Origin of the sequence: Micromonospora avicenniae (assembly GCF_900156065.1) — a bacterium.
GTDB classification, from domain to species: Bacteria; Actinomycetota; Actinomycetes; order Mycobacteriales; family Micromonosporaceae; genus Micromonospora; species Micromonospora avicenniae.
Genome location: NZ_FTNF01000029.1, coordinates 1 through 16,824, shown reverse-complemented (window position 1 = coordinate 16,824; position 16,824 = coordinate 1). Strand labels below are relative to the sequence as shown.

Genomic DNA, 16,824 nt, shown 5'->3' with positions numbered 1-16,824 from the left:
TCCGCTACGCGCCGGGGACCACCACGAGGCCGTTGTTGTAGTCGGCCAGCAGCACGTCCTTGTGGCCGTCGCTGTTGATGTCGCCGACCGCGAGACCGCGGTGCTCGTAGTGGGAGGCGTAGTAGGCGTTGTAGCCCTGCTGCTCGCGGCCCAGGCGGCCGTCGGGGCGCTGGAGCAGGACGCCCACCTGGTACCAGCCGCCGTGGGCGACCACCACGTCCAGCCGCGAGTCGCCGTCCATGTCCTCGAGGACGACCGGTTCGGGCATGTCGGACGCGACGTAGACCTGCCACGCGGCGAGCGCCCCAGTGGCGTCGTGCGTCAGCACGGAGATCCGCGGGTCGGGCATGTTGCCGGTGACGGTGACGACCACGTCGGCCCGGCCGTCGCCGGTGACGTCGCCGGTCGCGAACGAGTGCGCGTCGATCTCCTGCCCCTCCGGCACGGGAACGCCGGCCGGAGCGGCGAAGGTGCGCGCGGAGGTCTGCTCCACGACGATGACCTTCCGGCCGTCGAGGCGTACCAGGTCCAGGCCGGGACCGCCGGTGACGTCGGCGACTCCCAGGACCGGACCGGAGAGCGGCGTGGTCACGGCAACTGGCGCGGCGAACTCGCCCGTCCCGGTGCCGTAGCGCACGAGCACCGACTCGTTGGTGGTGGCCACCAGGTCCAGCTTGCCGTCCTGGTCGAGGTCGATGACGTGTACGTCGCCGAGGGCCGCGCCGAACGGCAGCGCCACCGGTGCGGCGAGCCCGCCGGTGGACTGGCGGTACAGGTCCAGCCCTTCGCCGGAGGCGACCAGCAGTTCGTTGCGGCCGTCGCTGTCGATGTCGGCGATGACCGGGACCATGCTGCCGCCGGTCGGCGCCGACGTGGCGTAGCGGACGGGCGCGGCGAGCCGGTGCTCCGGCAGCTGGACGTAGAGGTACGCCGAGTGGTTGAGGTCCCCGGCGTCGGCCTCGATGCCGGTGGTGAGCACCACGTCGGTGAGCCCGTCGCCGGTGAGGTCGCCGGCGGCGATGGCCGTCTCGGTCGAGCCGACCCGGGCCGCCTCGGACGGGCCGAAGGACACCTCGCCGTACGCCGGGTCGATCTGCAACGGCAGGTCCGCCGAGGAGCTGCCACCGTTGTTCGGGTTGGTGCCGTAGCCCTCGAATTGGGCGTAGTAGCTCACCGAGCTGGCCTTCGGGGTGGTCACCATGGCGGCGTACCCGTGCCAGAGGGTGGCCTGGCCGACGACCTCGCTGCCGGCCATGAAGACCACCTTGCCCCACGGCTCGGACCCGTCGGCGGTGCGGACCCGCGCGGACAGCGCCACCGACTGGCCCTGCTCGGAGCGGGTCGGGTCGACGGCGATCGTGGTGGTGGTCGCCAGGCCGGTGTACGCGGCACCGGACGCGAACGGGCCGGCCGCGCCGTTCGCGGCCAGGGCGCGCACCTTGTATTGGTAGTAGTAGCCGTCCGAGCGTCCGGTCTCGCGGAACGACGGCTCGGTGGTCGTGGTGATCAGGCTGTCCCCGTCGATCGGGTGATGCCGGTACACCTCGTAGCGGGCCGCGCCGGGCACCGCCACCCAGGTCAGCTCCATCACCGACGGGGTGCCGGTGAGCCGCAGGCCGCTCGGCGCGGAGAGCACCGGCAGGGTGGTGGCGCTCGCCTGGGGCGACTGGCCGGAGAGCTTGTTCCGGTACTCGGCCTGCACTACGTAGTAGTAGGTGGTGGCCGGGGCGAGCCCGGAGTCGAGGAATTCCAGGCTGGTGCTGCTGCCGACCTGGGTGTAGGGGCCACTCGACCCGGTCGAGCGGGAAACCCGGTACGACGATGCCTGCGGCGCCGCCTGCCAGTTCACCCGGATCTGGGTGGACGAGACAGCCGTCGCGCTGGTCGCCGGCGGCGGGTTGATCGCCGGCCCGGCCTGGGCGGGCGTCGCGGTCAGTAGGGTCACGGCGGCGAGCGCCGCCACCAGGGCGATGCCGAACCGTCGTAAGCGGGTGGGTGTGTGCGCCATCGGGCGTCCTCCGGTCCCCGTGTTGATCATTCCGTGAGTACGGCGCTTCGCCGTCGTACCGCGTCACATTGATCTGCCGCGCGATCAAGCTTCCGATGTGACGCCAGGCGAGGCGGTGCCGGACGCTGCCGGCGGCGCGACCAGCACGATGGCCCGTGCAGGGGTGCGGAGTAGTAGCCTCCGGGAATGCCCGTCGCCCTGATCGATGACTTGCTGGCCGGTTTCACGCCCGCGCAGCCGTACAACGCAGACACCGCCGCCAGTGCCCCGGCGGCGCGGGGCGTGCACGTGGTCCTCGACGGGGGCACAGTCGTCTACGTCGGCTGGACCGGCAACCTGCGTCGGCGTCTGCGGCAGCACCTGACCGGCAGCCGGGACTCGTCGGTGCTGCACGAGCAGGTCGGCCAGCTCCTCGACACCCCGACCCGGGCGGCGACCGCCGAGGACATCGCCGGCTGGCTGGGCCGGCGTGAGGTCCGCTGGCAGGAGACCGAGAACCCGGAGGGTACGAAGGACGCGCTGGTCCTGGCCCTCATGCCGGTCTTCAACCGGCAGGTGCCCAAGCCTCGCCGGACCACCTGACGGGTCGAGCGGCCGTCGAATGGGGCCGCACCTAAACCGGCCCACCGGGAAGCGGCAGCCGGGACCGTCATACGCAGCCGGCCCGCCGGGACGCGGCAGCCGCCCCGGCGCGCCGCCGGTCCGACCTCGTCACGCCACCCGGAGGCCGAGCAGTTCTGCCGTGCGGTCCCACAGGCGGGCCGCCAGCTGGTCGTCGTTGGCGTGTGGGTGCACCGGCCCGTTGGGCTTGAGGCAGTGGTAGTAGCTGCCGTTGGCCGTCTCCGGGTCCGGCATCGTGGCCAGGTGGACCAGCGGCGCGGCACCCTCCTCGAGAGTGGCTACCCGGCCCAGCAGGCGGTACCGGGACAGCGCGGCGATCAGCGGGGTGCTCCGGTTGATCGCGGTGCCGGGCACCACGCCCGGGTGGAACGCCGTCGCGGTCAGCCCGGTGCCCTGCGTACGGCGGGCCAGCTCGCGGGTGAACAGGATGTTCTGCAGCTTCGTGATCCCGTACCGGAGCATCTCGGATCGCTGGCGTGCGCCTTCCAGGTCGTCGAGGTCGATGCCGGTGGACCGGTTGGCCTTGCTGGAGGTGGCGATGACCCGCGCCGGTCCGGGGGTGGTGAGCCGGTCCAGCAGCAGGTTGGTGAGCAGGAACGGGGCCAGGTAGTTGACCTGGAACATGGTGTCGTGGCCGTCCTCGGTGCGGCTGCGCCTGGCCAGCACGACGCCGGCGTTGTTGGCGAGGACGTCGATGCGGGGGTAACGCTCCAGGAGGGTGTCGGCGAGCTTGCGTACGTCGGTCAGCCGGGCGAAGTCGGTGACCAGGGGCTCGCCGCCGATCTCGCGGGCGACGGCGGCGGTCTTCTCCGGTGACCGGCCGACCACCGCCACGGTCGCGCCCAGCCGGGCCAGGCGGCGGGCCGCCTCGGCGCCGAGGCCCGCGCTGGCCCCGGTGATCACGACGGTCCTACCTGCCATGGGCCGATCGTTCACGGAATCCATCCTCACCAATGAGACGACGGCTCATCGTAGGAGATCAACCGGGGCACCTGCTACCGAAGTGACAGGCACCGAGGTTGCAACGATCGAACAGGGCGCCTGCCACCGGATCGGTGACAGGCGCCCTCGGAACGGCTCAGGTCAGTTGGTGCCGCCCGGCTGGACGACGTTGTTGACCTTCAGGGTGTACGGCGCGTACTGGGTGACCTGCTCGGTCGGCTCGTCGTAGGCGACCACGGCGACGACCTTCGGGAACTGGCTCAGCTTCGCCAGCTGCGCCCGGTTGAGGGTGAGGTCGGACTTGCCGTCGAACTCGAACTGCGAGGCGCGCGAGTGCTTCTCGTCGATGCCGATGAGGCGCAGGTTCCAGTTGTCGACGGCGACCGGCTTGATCTCGGTGGGCGAGTCGAACGGGGCGAGGCTGCTACCGTCGCTGACCGTGGTGCCGCCGACGGTGATGTCGTCGATCAGCCAGCCGCCCTCGTTGACGCCGCCGTCGCTGAGGTAGCGGAAGCCGAGCAGGACGGACTTGCCGGCGTACGCGGACAGGTCGTACGTGTGGGCCTCGAACCCGTTGGTGGTGCCGTTGACGCCCGGGCCGAGCGGCCCGTCGACCGTCTTGTCGCCCGCGATGGCGGTGTAGGTGGCACCGCCGTCGGTGGAGACGGTGACGTAGCCGTAGTCGAAGCCGAACTCCGCGCCGTACTTGGCGACGAAGCGCAGCGTCGGGTCGGCCGTCGGCACGGTGACCTGGGTGACGGCGGCCGCGTCGGTGTTGTTGCCGTTGCCGGAGAACAGCACGGGGTTGCCCGCGCGGTCGGGGTCGTTGTCGACCACGGTCCAGGCCAGCGGCTGCGCCGGCAGGGTCTTGGCGCCCTGGAACGACAGCGACTTCAGGTCGCTACCGCGCAGCAGCTTGCCGTCGGCCTTCTGCAGCGGCACGTAGTCGGCGCCGTTCGGGGCCGCGCCCGGGGTCGCGTACGCGGCCGGGTTGTCCAGGTTGACCGTGGAGCGCAGGCTCTCGGTGGTCACCCGGCTCTTCGGCACGCCGAGCATGGTCCCGCGGCTGGAGTCCCCGACGATCTTGTCGACCAGCGTCATCGTCTGGTAGTCGTGGATGACCTGGTACATGTCCTTGGCGCCCTCGGCCTTCAGCGCCTCCTCCAGGCTCGCCAGACCCTGCCGGTCACCGTCGTTGTGCAGCCGGTGGACGATGTCGTTGCCGTACCGGTCGTAGAGGAACTGGATGAACGCGTAGGCGTTGCCGTAGTCGGCCAGCACCGCGTTCGCGTTGGGGCTCTCGTCCCACAGGTTCAGCGAGTTCTCCGGGCCGCCGCAGTCACGCGGGTTGGCGTTGTACGGCGTCTGCACGGTGCCGAAGCCCTGGTAGCAGAAGAGGTGACCGTCGGCGCCCGGGTCGAACACGGTCGCCTTGGTGTTGACGTACCCGGTGATCGTCTGGGCGAAGTCGGACAGGCCCTCGTTGAGCCAGACGCCCTCGAACGGGTCGGTGTAGTACTGCGCCAGGTGCTGCCACTCGTGCGCGAAGGTGCCCTCGTAGCTGAACGGGCGGGCCGGGCGGCTGGTGCACAGGTCGTCGGTCGGCTCGTTCGGCGGGTTCGCCCCGGTGCGGTGCAGCCAGTCGAACGCGTCGATGGTCATCACGTTGCGGTCGAACAGCTCGTTGAGCTGCGCCGAGAAGAAGCCGGCGACGTAGGTCGGCGCGGCCGGGAAGTCGTAGTAGTTGTCGTCCCGGACGTTGTCGACCAGCGTGACCGTCTTGTTGCCGGCCCCGGTGTAGTCACCACCGTTGCCGTCGGCGTCCGGCCCGACCTGGGCGTTGGTGCCGTCCCGGTCCGGCGGCCGGCTGAACGCCGCCGTCTCCTTCGGGTACATGTTGGTGTCGAACTCGTGGACGAAGCTCTGCACCTGCTCGTCGGTGATCTGCGTCGTCGAGGCCACCTGGTTGCGGCAGTCGTTCGCCGGGAACGAGACGTCGTTGGCGACCCACACCTCGATGTTCTCGCCGACACCCCGCAGCGTGTAGTCCTTGCGGTAGTAGGTGCCGTCGATGTCGTCGAGCCCGAGCCACTGGCGGACCGTGCCGATTGCCGGCGTCTGCGCCGCGGCCTTCGCCCCCGAGCGCGCCTGGGCGCGCGGCTGGTAGCGGGTCGGCGTCGCGACCTCGTGGCCGTCGACCTTGAACGTCTTGCGGGCGAGTTCGCGGGTGTCGTCGCTGGGCCGGTCGTTCTTCGTCGCCGGCTGGGCGGGAGCGGCCGCCGCGCCGGACGCGGGAAGGACACCCAGGAGCGGTACGACGATTGCGATGGCTGCGGCACCGGCTATCCGGCTGCGTGCCATTAGCCCCCCTTTGGGTTGGCTGAGTTTCGGTGGCCGACGCTCCGTTGCAGGCCACCGGGGTATCGCTCCTGTTCGTACCGCCAGATCGTTGCCTTTGGCAATGATCGGCGGGCATGATCCACAGCACCGTCCACAGAGCCGGGCCGGGCCCGGCTGGAGCGCCGGGCCCGGCCCGACGTACGGCCGGTGGGTCAGTGACCTGCGCCGTTAGCCGATCAGCCGGCCCGCAGCGCGGTGCTCGCCAGCGGCCAGGTGCGGTCGTCGGTGACGTCGGCCAGCTCGATCCCCTTCAGGATTTTGATCATCTCCGCGTCGGGGAGCCGGCCGTCGCTGTCCACCTGGATGGTGGTCCTACCGTCAGCGGTCCACGCGGTGCAGAAGCCGTTACCGCACTTCGGCTCGGCCGGCGGCTGCTCACCGTCCTTCAGCGCTTGGTTGGACTTGGCGTTCGGCAGGACGAGGATCTGGAAGCTGCCGGGCGGGTCCTCACCCTCCGGACCGCCGTACGGCTCGGTCAGCCCGCTCGTGGGCAGGGCCGGGGCGGCGAAGATGGCGCCGCCGTAGTTGCCGTCACCGGCGCCGGCGATGCCGTTGAGGCCGGCGAAGGCGTGCTGCCCGATCTCGGCGGCGCGGTAGCCGGCGGGTACGTACTCGACGTTGAACGGCACCCGGGCCGGGGTCGGCGCGCCGGGCCGTAGCCCGCCCACCAGGCCACGCAGGTCGGCGAAGCCGACGTCCGACGGTTTCGCGAGGGTCTCCGCGACCGCCCAGGCATCGTCGGTGTACTCCCAGGCGAGCGCCCGGCGCAGGTTCTGGCCGTAGGACGGCCCGTCCCGCTCGATTGCCTGGTGCCCCTCGACGGTGACCCGGCTCCCGCCGAACTTCCGCGGGTCGAAGGCGCCCGGGCGGTACACGGTCAGGTACGCGTAGAGGCTGCTCTCGCCCTCGGACGGCTGTGGGGCCGTTGCGGAATCGACGGCGCGGTCGTGGGTGACCAGGCCGTCGATGTGCAGCGCGGCGATCTGGTACGCCCTCGACGCGACGGCCGGGTTCTGCACGTGGAGCTTGCCCGCGTCGAACCGCTGGAAGACGTAGGTGAACGGGTCGTCCGGGAACTCCCAAGTGGGAGCCGGGGTGAGCGGCGAGGCGGTCGCCGCCAGGGACGTGGCCGCAGCGGGCAGTTGCCCGGCGGGCGGGCGCACCGCGGTGCCGGGTAGGCCGATGCTGCTCGCCACGACCACGCCGGTGACGGCGAGCGCGGCGGAGGCCACGGTCCACCCGGCGCGACGGCGCCTCTGCACCGTCCGGCCGGCGGTCACGATGTCGTCGACGGTGTACCGGGGCGGCGGCGCGTCCGACGCCGCCGTCTCCACCAGCTCATGCACGTGCACTGGTCTTCTCCCGTTCTGGTCGCATGGTTTCGTCCAGGTCGATCCGGTCGGCGCCCAGCACCTGACGGAGGCGGGCGAGGCCGCGTGAGGTCTGGCTCTTGGCGGTGCCGACATGGCAGCCGAGTGCGTCGGCCGTCTCCTCCAAGCTCATGCCGAGGTAGTGCCGGCAGAGCACGGCGGCACGCTGCCCGGGCGAGATGGCCTGTAGGGCGGCCCGGATCCGCAGCCGGTCGTCGACCAGCGTCAGTTCGTCGCGTCGCGCCAGGTCGGGAAGGGCGTCGCCCGCCGCACGTTCCCGTCGCCACGGGCGGCGCTTCTCGTCGATGGCGGCACGTACCACCATCGTCCGCACGTACAGGTCGGGTCGCTCCAGCCGCAGCCAGCGCGGGTACAGCTTGGCCAGCGCCGTCGCCACCGCGTCCTCCGCCGTGTGCCAGTCACCGCAGGTGACGTACGCGAGTTTCCGCAGCACGGGCAGTTGGGCGGCGACGAACTCCCGGAAGCGTTCCTCGTCCTCGGCTCTCACGCGGTTAGAACGGCGCGGGCACAGCCGGATGTTGCCGCGTGTGAGGAGATTTCTTCTCCGTCTTTTGTGGGGCCTACCCGGATCCCCCTCCTTACTCACAATTTGCCGAAGTGTCAGGTGGTGTCGGGTAGATCGTTCCGTGTCGTCGGAAGGGTCGAGGCATGACTCTTTCCACTCCTGGCCTGTCCGGCCTGCGCCGGGCCGGCGCGATCGCCGCCGCGGCCCTGGCCGCGATCAGTCTCGGTGTCGCCCCGGGCGCTCCCGCCGAGGCCGCCACCGGCACGCTCCCGCTCGGCGACGCGGACCTGACCGAGGTCACCACCAGCAGCACCCTGGCCGAGGGCGTCACCCTGACCCGCATCGTGCGGGGCACCGAGCCGGCGCCGGCCGACCAGATCAACACCACCACGCGGGGTCCGTGGGTGGTCAACGTCCTCACCATCGACCCGCACACCGCGCGCGGCCACCTGAAGGCCACCTACGGCCCGGACCTCGCCAAGGTCGAGAAGACCACCGATTTGGTACGCAGCTCGGGCGCGCTGGCCGGCGTCAACGCCTCCTTCTTCACCTTCACCGCCAGCCAGCTCTACCCGGGTGACCCGGTGGGGCTGGGGCTGTTCGGCGGGAAGCTGCTCAGCGAGCCGGTCACCGACCCGGCCGAGGCCAACTTCGTCGTCGACGCGAACAGCAACCGGGCCGTCACCGGCAAGCTGAGCTGGTCGGGCAGCGTGCGGAGCCGGGAGACCGGGGCCGTCCTGCCGCTGGAGTTCGTCAACCACCCGCCGGTGGTTCCCGCCGGCTGCGCCGCTCTCGCCGACCAGACGCAGTGCACCCTGCCCGGTGACGTCGTCCAGATCACCCCCGAGTTCGCCGCCGCCACCCCGTCCGGCGCGGGTGTTGAGGTCGTGCTCGACCGGCGCGGCTGCGTGGTCCGTACCGCCACCACCCGCGGCACCGCGCTCGCCACCGGTCAGACCTCGCTGCAGGCGACCGGCCAGGACACCGTCGCCCTGCTCGACGTGGCCGGCGCCGGATGCGTCGAGCAGAAGTCGACCCTGACCGACCAGAACGGCGAGCAGCTCCCGCTGCGGCCCGGGCTGTTCGGGGTGACCGGGCGGTACCAGCTGACGAGGAACGGCCAGATCGTCGTGCCCGCCGGGGCTCCCGGTGACAGCTTCTTCGGCCGCAATCCCCGTACGATCGCCGGCACGATGCGCGACGGGAAGATCGTGCTCGCCACCATCGACGGCCGGCAGACCACCAGTGTCGGCACCACGATGGACGAGACGGCCGCCGTCGCCCAGGCGCTCGGCCTGACCGACGCGATCAACCTCGACGGCGGCGGCTCCACCGCGATGGCCGTCGACGGGGTCCTGGTCAACCACCCGGGCGGCGCCGAGCGGGCTGTCGGCGACGCGCTCGTCTACGTGGACGGCCCGTACCACAACGGGCACTGACACCTCAGCGGCAGCGTGCGGGTGGTGCCGGCCATCGCGCCGGCGGCACCCGCACGCCGTCCCGCGTCGAGGTGGTCGAGGCGTGAACTGCCGGCTGGACCCGCCTAGGAATCGGTGGAGCTGGATCGAGGTAAGGGTTAGCACCTCGGATGCTTCAGAGCTGAATCGTTTGCGACATCAGGTGTCGGGGCTGGCTGGTGCACAAGACCCTGATGCGTTGGCGACATCAGCTCGGTAGGGCACGAGGTGGACGTCCCCGTCGCGACCGGCCGGGGACTACCACCGTTCTCCCGCCGGTCCTCGACCGGGCCGTGGCGGGTCGAGCCCCTGGGTGCTGGCCGGCGTGGCGACCAGGGATCCCTAGCCCGTCGGCCTGTTCAGGCCCACCGGCGTGGTGGTGCCAGCCGCGCCCCGACCGTGGTCGGGGCTGCGGTGACCCGAGCGGCCAGCGGGCGGTCGGCTGCTCACGCGCCCGGCGGCTGGTACTTGAGCTGCTTTCGGGTGGCCTCGTCCACCTCTTCCGGCGTCAACACGGGAGTGACACGGGTGTCGACACCCCCGGCTGCCCGGATGGCGATGGCCAGCGCGGCTGCCGTCTTGTGATCGGGCAGCTCGCACACCACGTACGTGTCATGCGCTCCGAGACCGAAGCAGAGTGACTCGACTCGCCCGCCGAGCCCTTCGATCGCCTTCGTGGCGGCCTCGGCCCGTTTGCTGCCGCCGTCCATGAGCAGGCCCTTGATCCCGTCAACGGTGTAGGTCGACTTGAGCAGGAACTTAGCCATCTCGACGTCACCTCTCCATACGTCGGTGCGCCACACGGGCGCGCCCGGACTGCCCTTGCGGCGTACCACGGCTGCGGTCAGCCGCCCTGGCGCTGCACCCGTCCGCTGCCCTCGACCTTGGCCCGCCCGTGGTCCCGTTCCGAGCCGGAGGTGCCGGTGGCGGCCCGCAGGTGCCGGCGCTCGGGCGAGCGCTCCACCTCCGAGCCCTGCCTGCCCCGAGCTCCGCTGCCCGGATGACGCCGGCCGCGCGCCGACTCGCCGCCAGGATCATGCTTGTTCGGCTTCTGGCTACCCATGGCCGGCGCGTACCCGGTCCGTCGGCGGCTAGTCCATCCGTTCCGCCCGGTAGGGCTGCCGCGCCGCGACGCGTTGGCACCGGTGCCGACGCCGTGGCTCGACCGGCCCGCACCAGAGGCTGCCGGTAGGGTGCGGGCAGCGGTGAGTGGGGGTGGAGCACGTGCTGGCTGGGCTGGAGCTGCCGCCCGCGGTGGAGGCGGAATGGGTCATCAGGGCGGTCCTGGCCGATCTGCGCTCCGGCGAGCACCGCGGTGTGGTCGTGGACTCGCCGCCCGGCGCCGGGAAGTCGACGCTGGTCGTCCGGGCCGCGGTCGAGCTGGCCGCGGCCGGCGAAACCCTGATCATCGTGGCGCAGACCAACGAGCAGGTCGACGATCTCATCGACCGTCTCGCCCGCAAGGCCCCCGAGCTGCGGATCGGCCGCCTCTCCGCCGCTGACTACCAGCCCTCGGAACGGGTGCGGGGGCACGCGACGGTGCGGGTGGCAGCGAAGGTCGCGGACCTGGGTGGCCCGGCCGTCATCATTGGTACGGCCGCCAAATGGGCCACGGTCAGCGAGGGCTGCTGGCCATGGGCGATCGTGGACGAGGCGTACCAAATGCGTTCGGACGCCCTGCTGCGCGTGGCCGGCCGGTTCGAACGGGCCCTGTTCGTGGGCGACCCCGGGCAGCTCGACCCGTTCTCCACAGTGGATACCACGCGCTGGACCGGCCTGAGCTGGGATCCGATGCAGTCCGCGGTGGCCGTGCTGCTGCGACACAACCCCGAGCTTCCCGTGCACCGGCTGCCGGTCTCGTGGCGGCTGCCGTCGTCGGCCGCGCCGGTGGTCGCCCGGGCGTTCTACCCGTTCACCGGATTCCGCGCCGGCACCGGTCCCGACGATCGGGCGCTGTCGCTGACGAAGGCCGGGCCGGGGGACGCGGTCGACAGCACGATCGAGGTGGCCGCCGCGTCCGGCTGGGGGCTGTACGAGCTGCCCGAGCGGCAGACCCTGCGTACCGACGTGGAGGCCGCCGCGGCTTGTGCGGCGCTCGCGGTGCGGCTGCTGGAACGTGGCGCGGTCGCCGTCTCCGAGCACCGCCCGGCGGGCGCGCCGGTGACCGCCGACCGGATCGCCGTCGGGGCGGCGCACCGCGACCAGGCGGCGGCCATCCGGGCGCAGCTCGGCGCGGCCGGCGAGGGCATCACCGTCGACACCGCCAACCGGCTGCAGGGCCGGGAGTACGACGTGACGATCGTGCTGCATCCGCTCTCCGGCCGTCGCGACGCCACCGCGTTCCACCTGGAGTCGGGGCGGCTCTGCGTGCTGGCGTCCCGGCATCGGCACGCCTGCATCGTGGTGGCCCGCGACGGCATCGCCGACCTGCTCGACGCCCACCCGTCGACCGAGCCCATGCACCTCGACGTGCCGGTCAAGTTTCCGGACGGCTGGGAGGCGAACCATTCGATGATCAATTACCTGAAGGAGCGCGGCCTCCGGAGCTGAGCCGCAGACCGCGCTTCCCCTGATCGTCAGGTCAGTGGCGGCCGATGAAGATGCCGATGCCGTTGGCGACCGCGCGCTCCGTACCGTCGGAGGGGTTGTTGCGGGCCGTGGCGGCCGTCTGACCCGGCTCCTTAACGGCGACGGTGGTGGAGCCGCCGCCGTCGAGGTTCACGGCGGCGTCCGCGCCGAGGGTACGCATCAGGTCGGCCAGCTCGGCGATCGTGAAGCCGGCGCTGGCCGGCGCGCGGCCGGCCAGCGCGACCAGGTAGACGGTCCGGCCGTCGGCGCTGACGCCGGCCGAGCTGCGCACGGCGGCGGTCTTGGTGTCCAGGCCGGCGAGGGGCTGCCCGGCACGCAGGATCGGGGCGCCGCCGACCGCGAACGTCAGCTTCGGCTTGCCGGCGGAGACAAGCTTCTCGTCCACCTGCACCCGGTCGCCGACGACCAGGTCGTCGAGCGCGTCCGCGCCGGCTTCGCGGCCGACCAGCACCTGGGTGTCGCTGGGGATCGCGCCCGTGCCGGGTGTGCTGCTCACCGAGGTCACCACGCCGTCGCGCACGGTCACCTCGTAGGTGTGGCTGCTGCACGGGTCGAGGCGGCTGGTGTCGCTGCCGCAGGTCGACCGGACCCGGTTGGCGGTGCCCCAGTCGGAGTTGAACACGCCGACGCCGCCGACCGGCAGCGCGTACTGGTTGAGGCCGTCGAGCGTGATCGTGCCCTTCTCGCTGCGCACCTCACCGGCGAGGCTGAGGGTGTCGACGCGAGCCTTGCCGTTCACGCCCACCCCGAACACGTCGCGGGTCGAGGTGCCGGGGGCGAGCCCCGGGCCGAAGCGCTGCGCGTTCGGTACGGCGAACTTCAGGTCCTCGCCGTCGGCGATCTCCGGGCCGGACGCCGAACCGGTCGGCGCGACACTGGTGTGGGTCTCGCTGATGTTGAAGAAGTCGCCGTTCACACCGGCGACGGCACCCTGATCGTTGGTCATCGCCGAGACGACCTGGCGCTGCGCGACGGCGTCGGGGTGCAGCAGGTCCAGGGAGACCTCGTTCTTGCGCAGGTCGGCGGTGAGCAGGTAGCCGACGGTGACGCCGCGCGGCGTGTCCACCTGGAAGGAACCGTAGGTCACGCCCGGGGCGAGCCGCTCGGTCGAGGTGAAGGTGATCGGGGAGTCCGCGGTGGACCCAGCGGTCGGAAGGGTCTCCGCCTGGGCGGCGCCGGCCGGTGCGAACGTGCTCAGCCCCGCGGCGAGCAGCACCGCCAGACCCGGGCGTACGAGCTGCGATGCCCTCATCGCCGCTCCTTTCTTCTCGGGAACCGAGCCGCTACCCGGCGGCTCGGGCCAGCCCGACGGAGGTGCCGGACCAGCGGAAACGTCCCGAGAAGTCGATCATGCGAGGGTGAACGGTTGAGGTGGGCGACCTGAACCGTAAGTGCCCGTTCGGGCATCTGCCCTGCGCACGGGCATCCCCTTACGGTCGGCTCCCTCGTCGCTCGCGGACCAGCGCGCGGCGATGGCGCTCCACCGCCCTGCCGTGCGCGTGCCGGATCAGCCGTTCGACCTCGGCGAGACTGCGCGCGCCGGGGTTCAGCACGCAGGCCCACGCGGCGGTGCCGTAGGCGGGGCGCGGCAGCACCTCGTCGAGCGCCGCGAAGTCGACTTCGCTCCGGTGCTCGGTGGCCTGCGCCGGCGGGTAGCCGAAGACGCGCTCGAACTCGTGCCGCCCCAGGTCGAGGTTGAGCCGGAAGACGCCGGGCCGGTCGAGGCGGGAGGCCTCGTCGAAGCCCGCCATGTCGCGCCCGCCCAGCGTGGCGAACGGCGAGCGGCGATCCGGGCCCACGTAGAAGAACCGCCAGCCCCACGCCACCTCGGGGGCACCCGACTCCTCGGTGGCCACGAGCAGTTCGACACCCGGCAGGGCGAGGATCCGCTCGGTGATCTCGTCGGCGGTGGGCCTGGACCCGACTCCGGGTGCTTCAGCAGTCATGACCTCAACCGTATCGTTGAACCAGCTTTTGAAACTTCTCACGATGAACGGTCAGGAGCAGCGTGTTGAACCCTCAAACCGCAGGACACTCCTACCGGCCGGTGGACCTGGCCCGGGAGCACGGCATCTCCACGCAGGCCGTACGCAACTACGAACGCGATGGGGTCATCCCCGCCGCCCGGCGCAGCCCGAGCGGCTACCGCGCGTACACCGAGCTGCACGCCGCCGCGCTCCGCGCCTACCTGGCGCTCATCCCGGCGTACGGCCACGCGGTCGGCGCCGAGATCATGCGCGCGGCGAACCGTGGCGACGTCGACGCCGCGCTGCGTGCCGTGGACCTCGGTCACGCCCAGCTGCTCCGGGACCGGGAGACCCTCGACGCCGTCGAGGTGACCGTGGGCGTGCTCACCGCCGCGCCGACCGGTGACCGGCCGGAGCGGCCGCTGCCCGTCGGCGCTCTCGCCCACCGGCTCGGCGTGACCCCGGCGACGCTGCGCAAGTGGGAACGGGCGGGCATCCTCACCCCGGCCCGGGACCGCGTCTCCCGGCAACGCCACTACAGCCCCGACGACGTACGCGACGCAGAACTGGCCCACCTGCTGCGGCGGGGCGGCTACCTGCTCGAACACATCGCGACCGTCATGCGGCAGGTACGCGCGGCCGACGGCCCCGAACCGCTGGCCGCGTCCCTGAACGGGTGGCGGCAGCGACTCACCGCTCGGGGCCGAGCCATGCTGGTCGCCGCCGCCCGCCTATCCGACTACCTGACGGCCACCGGCCACTGATCGGGCGTCAGCGGCGGTTGTAGCGGTACATGGTGAGCGTGCCGAAGACCACCACGAAACCGGCGCTCCACAGCAGCAGCCACATCGTGTTCGTCGGATCCGACTGACCGGCCATCGCGGCGCGTACCGCGGCCACCAGGTGGGTGATCGGGTTGGCCTTCACGAACGCCTGGAGCCAGCCCGGCATGGTGCTCGGCTCGACGAAGACGTTGCTGAGGAAGGTCAGCGGGAAGAGCACCATCATGCTCACCCCCATCACCGACTTCTCGCTGCGCAGGACCAGGCCGAAGAAGGTCCAGACCCAGGAGAACGCGAACGAGAAGACCACCAGCAGGCCGATCCCGGCGGCCACGCCCAGCACGCCGCCATCGGGGCGGAAGCCGAGCACCAGCCCGACGCTGAGGATCACCACGGCCGCCAGGACGTACCGGAGCACGTCGCCGAAGATCATGCCGACCAGTGCGGCCGGCCGCCAGACCGGCAGCGTACGGAAGCGGTCGAAGATGCCCTTCTCGATGTCGGTGTTGAGTCCGACCCCGGTGTACATGGTGATCATGACGACGCTGGTCACCATGATGCCGGGCAGGAAGAACTGCAGGTAGTCACGCGGGCTGTCGGCGAGCGCCCCGCCGAACAGGTACGTGAACATCAGCACCATGATGATCGGGAAGGCCGTCACGTCGAAGAGCTGCTCCGGCACGTGCTTGATCTTCAGCAGCGCACGCCAGCCGAAGGTCAGCGACGCGGCCAGCGCGCTCGGTCTCGCCGGCCGCTCTCCCGGTGCGAGGACCGTCGCCAGCGCCTCGGCGGACGGTACGTAGACGGACGGCGCGCGGCCGGACGTCGTCGCGGCGTTGCTCATCGTGCTGCCTCCAGCTGCTCGTCCCGCTCGTCGTCCGGGACGGCGGGGTGGTCGGTCAGGGCCAGGAAGACCTCGTCCAGGCTGGGCTGACCGAGGGAGAAGTCGTCGACGACGATGCCGGCGCGGGCCAGGTCCGCCAGCGCGCGGGCCGCCTGCTCACCGGCGGCCAGGTCGTTGCCCTCGCTGCCCACCCGGGCGGTGAGCGCGAGCGAGTCGGCTTCGAGCTGCACCGGTACGCCGAGCGCCGCCTGCAGCACCTTCTCGGCCTCGGGTCGCTGCGCCGCGTCCCGCAGTCGCAGGTGGACGGTCCCGGCACCGATCGACGACTTCAGCTCGCCCGGCGTGCCCTCCGCGATCACCCGGCCGTGGTCCACCACCGCGATCCGCCCGGCCAGTTGGTCGGCCTCGTCCAGGTACTGCGTGGTCAGCAGCACGGTCGTGCCGTGCGCCACCACCGCCCGGACGATCTCCCACACCTGGTTGCGGCTGCGCGGGTCCAGGCCGGTCGTCGGCTCGTCCAGGAAGAGCAGGTCCGGGGTGTTCAGGATGCTCGCCGCGATGTCGATGCGCCGCCGCATGCCGCCGGAGTACTTCTTCACCTGCCGGGCACCCGCGTCGGTCAGCCCGAACGCGGCCAGCAACTGGTCCGCCCGCTCCCGGGCAGCGGGTTTGCGCAGCCCGAGCAGCCGGCCGAGCAGCACCAGATTCTCGACGCCGGTCAGGTCCTCGTCGACTGAGGCGTACTGGCCGGTCAGGCTGACCCGGGCGCGAACCCTGTCGGCCTGGGTGACCACGTCGTGCCCGAAGACCCGCGCCCGGCCACCGTCCGGCCGCAGCAACGTCGCCAGCACCCGCACCGCCGTGGTCTTGCCGGCCCCGTTCGGGCCGAGCAGGCCGTAGACGGTGCCGGCCGGCACCTGGAGATCCATCCCGGCCAACGCCCGGGTCTCCCCGAACGAGCGGGTCAGCCCCTCGGCCTCGATGGCCAGGCCGGTCGTGCGCTCACTCATCATCCGAACCTTCCTTGGTTGCGTTCACGAGACACAGGGGCGCGCCGCAACCGGCTTGGCCTGCCAATCGTCGTACGCGAAGTCGATCGCCTGTTTCAACGAGGCCGCAAAGCTGTGGTTGTACTCGGGCGGTACCACCCCGGGACGCGCTCGTCCCGGCAGTCGGCCCCGTCGTGCTCCACTTTGGTGGCTGGGGACGGCCGCCAGATCGTTCTAGGGCGTGTCCTGTCGATCATGGAAGCCAGATGATTGCGGCGATGAGGACGAGGCTGGCCCGGTAGAGGGATGCGCGTTTGGCGTAGCGGGTG

16 protein-coding genes are annotated in these 16,824 nt (G+C 71.6%); 4 read left to right on the top strand and 12 right to left on the bottom strand.

Features of this window, described 5'->3' with window-relative positions; all coding sequences use genetic code 11:
- Positions 1–4 precede the first annotated feature (4 nt).
- Positions 5–2,008 carry an FG-GAP-like repeat-containing protein gene (locus tag BXA10_RS27425; RefSeq protein WP_076473743.1) on the bottom strand — a complete coding sequence of 668 codons (2,004 nt, stop codon included), beginning with the start codon at positions 2,006–2,008 and terminating at the stop codon, positions 5–7.
- A gap of 186 nt (positions 2,009–2,194) precedes the next feature.
- On the opposite strand from BXA10_RS27425, the gene BXA10_RS27420 reads away from it, so the two are divergent.
- A complete protein-coding gene (locus BXA10_RS27420) occupies positions 2,195–2,590 on the top strand; it encodes a GIY-YIG nuclease family protein (protein WP_076473742.1) in 396 nt (131 codons plus the stop codon).
- Between the two features lie 129 nt (positions 2,591–2,719).
- Here the strand turns inward: BXA10_RS27420 and BXA10_RS27415 are convergent, their stop codons facing one another.
- The 4 genes from BXA10_RS27415 to BXA10_RS27400 form a co-directional block, all read right to left on the bottom strand.
- The gene (locus BXA10_RS27415; protein ID WP_076473741.1) at positions 2,720–3,550 is read right to left on the bottom strand and encodes an SDR family NAD(P)-dependent oxidoreductase; all 831 of its coding nucleotides are present in this window, start codon (positions 3,548–3,550) and stop codon (positions 2,720–2,722) included.
- 162 nt (positions 3,551–3,712) lie between these two features.
- A complete protein-coding gene (locus BXA10_RS27410) occupies positions 3,713–5,932 on the bottom strand; it encodes a choice-of-anchor J domain-containing protein (protein WP_076473740.1) in 2,220 nt (739 codons plus the stop codon).
- 215 nt (positions 5,933–6,147) lie between these two features.
- Positions 6,148–7,323: a hypothetical protein gene (locus BXA10_RS27405; protein WP_076473739.1), complete on the bottom strand. Its 1,176-nt coding sequence runs from the start codon at positions 7,321–7,323 to the stop codon at positions 6,148–6,150.
- A complete protein-coding gene (locus BXA10_RS27400; protein ID WP_076473738.1) occupies positions 7,310–7,849 on the bottom strand; it encodes a SigE family RNA polymerase sigma factor in 540 nt (179 codons plus the stop codon). Before BXA10_RS27400 ends, BXA10_RS27405 begins: the two co-directional genes overlap by 14 nt.
- Before the next feature lie 209 nt (positions 7,850–8,058).
- On the opposite strand from BXA10_RS27400, the gene BXA10_RS27395 reads away from it, so the two are divergent.
- Positions 8,059–9,306 carry a phosphodiester glycosidase family protein gene (locus BXA10_RS27395; RefSeq protein WP_076473786.1) on the top strand — a complete coding sequence of 416 codons (1,248 nt, stop codon included), beginning with the start codon at positions 8,059–8,061 and terminating at the stop codon, positions 9,304–9,306.
- Between the two features lie 464 nt (positions 9,307–9,770).
- Here BXA10_RS27395 and BXA10_RS27390 read toward each other — a convergent pair whose 3' ends face one another.
- Both BXA10_RS27390 and BXA10_RS31095 read right to left on the bottom strand, forming a co-directional pair.
- A complete protein-coding gene (locus BXA10_RS27390; RefSeq protein ID WP_076473737.1) occupies positions 9,771–10,091 on the bottom strand; it encodes a GYD domain-containing protein in 321 nt (106 codons plus the stop codon).
- Positions 10,092–10,168: 77 nt separating this feature from the next.
- Positions 10,169–10,387, bottom strand: coding sequence for a hypothetical protein (locus BXA10_RS31095; protein WP_139338178.1), 219 nt, complete (start codon positions 10,385–10,387; stop codon positions 10,169–10,171).
- A gap of 152 nt (positions 10,388–10,539) precedes the next feature.
- On the opposite strand from BXA10_RS31095, the gene BXA10_RS27385 reads away from it, so the two are divergent.
- Complete coding sequence (locus BXA10_RS27385; RefSeq protein WP_175649328.1) at positions 10,540–11,874, top strand: AAA domain-containing protein; 1,335 nt, start codon at positions 10,540–10,542, stop codon at positions 11,872–11,874.
- A gap of 31 nt (positions 11,875–11,905) precedes the next feature.
- On the opposite strand, the gene BXA10_RS27380 is transcribed toward BXA10_RS27385, so the two are convergent.
- The gene (locus BXA10_RS27380) at positions 11,906–13,165 is read right to left on the bottom strand and encodes a phosphodiester glycosidase family protein (protein WP_076473736.1); all 1,260 of its coding nucleotides are present in this window, start codon (positions 13,163–13,165) and stop codon (positions 11,906–11,908) included.
- A gap of 178 nt (positions 13,166–13,343) precedes the next feature.
- Positions 13,344–13,859, bottom strand: coding sequence for a DUF6194 family protein (locus tag BXA10_RS27375; protein WP_076473735.1), 516 nt, complete (start codon positions 13,857–13,859; stop codon positions 13,344–13,346).
- 65 nt (positions 13,860–13,924) lie between these two features.
- Here BXA10_RS27375 and BXA10_RS27370 point away from each other — a divergent pair, with 65 nt between their 5' ends.
- Entirely contained in the window at positions 13,925–14,644 is a 720-nt protein-coding gene (locus BXA10_RS27370) for a TioE family transcriptional regulator (protein ID WP_076473784.1), read from the top strand.
- A gap of 7 nt (positions 14,645–14,651) precedes the next feature.
- Here the strand turns inward: BXA10_RS27370 and BXA10_RS27365 are convergent, their stop codons facing one another.
- From BXA10_RS27365 to BXA10_RS31090, 3 genes are read right to left on the bottom strand one after another with little or no spacing between them, the layout of a single operon-like run.
- Positions 14,652–15,506: an ABC transporter permease gene (locus tag BXA10_RS27365; RefSeq protein ID WP_076473734.1), complete on the bottom strand. Its 855-nt coding sequence runs from the start codon at positions 15,504–15,506 to the stop codon at positions 14,652–14,654.
- Entirely contained in the window at positions 15,503–16,516 is a 1,014-nt protein-coding gene (locus BXA10_RS27360) for an ATP-binding cassette domain-containing protein (RefSeq protein WP_076473783.1), read from the bottom strand. Before BXA10_RS27360 ends, BXA10_RS27365 begins: the two co-directional genes overlap by 4 nt.
- Before the next feature lie 24 nt (positions 16,517–16,540).
- Positions 16,541–16,654 (bottom strand): NAD(P)H-dependent oxidoreductase, encoded by a 114-nt coding sequence (locus tag BXA10_RS31090; RefSeq protein WP_245828565.1) that lies wholly within the window; start codon positions 16,652–16,654, stop codon positions 16,541–16,543.
- Positions 16,655–16,824 lie beyond the last annotated feature (170 nt).

Excerpts from the sequence above, each read along its gene's own strand:
- BXA10_RS27375 (WP_076473735.1), bottom strand. The coding sequence starts at position 13,859 with ATGACTGCTGAAGCACCCGGAGTCGGGTCCAGGCCCACCGCCGACGAG.
- BXA10_RS27415 (WP_076473741.1), bottom strand. The coding sequence starts at position 3,550 with ATGGCAGGTAGGACCGTCGTGATCACCGGGGCCAGCGCGGGCCTCGGC.
- BXA10_RS27420 (WP_076473742.1), top strand. The coding sequence starts at position 2,195 with ATGCCCGTCGCCCTGATCGATGACTTGCTGGCCGGTTTCACGCCCGCG.
- BXA10_RS27390 (WP_076473737.1), bottom strand. The coding sequence starts at position 10,091 with ATGGCTAAGTTCCTGCTCAAGTCGACCTACACCGTTGACGGGATCAAG.
- BXA10_RS27380 (WP_076473736.1), bottom strand. The coding sequence starts at position 13,165 with ATGAGGGCATCGCAGCTCGTACGCCCGGGTCTGGCGGTGCTGCTCGCC.
- BXA10_RS27410 (WP_076473740.1), bottom strand. The coding sequence starts at position 5,932 with ATGGCACGCAGCCGGATAGCCGGTGCCGCAGCCATCGCAATCGTCGTA.
- BXA10_RS27425 (WP_076473743.1), bottom strand. The coding sequence starts at position 2,008 with ATGGCGCACACACCCACCCGCTTACGACGGTTCGGCATCGCCCTGGTG.
- BXA10_RS27365 (WP_076473734.1), bottom strand. The coding sequence starts at position 15,506 with ATGAGCAACGCCGCGACGACGTCCGGCCGCGCGCCGTCCGTCTACGTA.
- BXA10_RS31095 (WP_139338178.1), bottom strand. The coding sequence starts at position 10,387 with ATGGGTAGCCAGAAGCCGAACAAGCATGATCCTGGCGGCGAGTCGGCG.
- BXA10_RS27360 (WP_076473783.1), bottom strand. The coding sequence starts at position 16,516 with ATGAGTGAGCGCACGACCGGCCTGGCCATCGAGGCCGAGGGGCTGACC.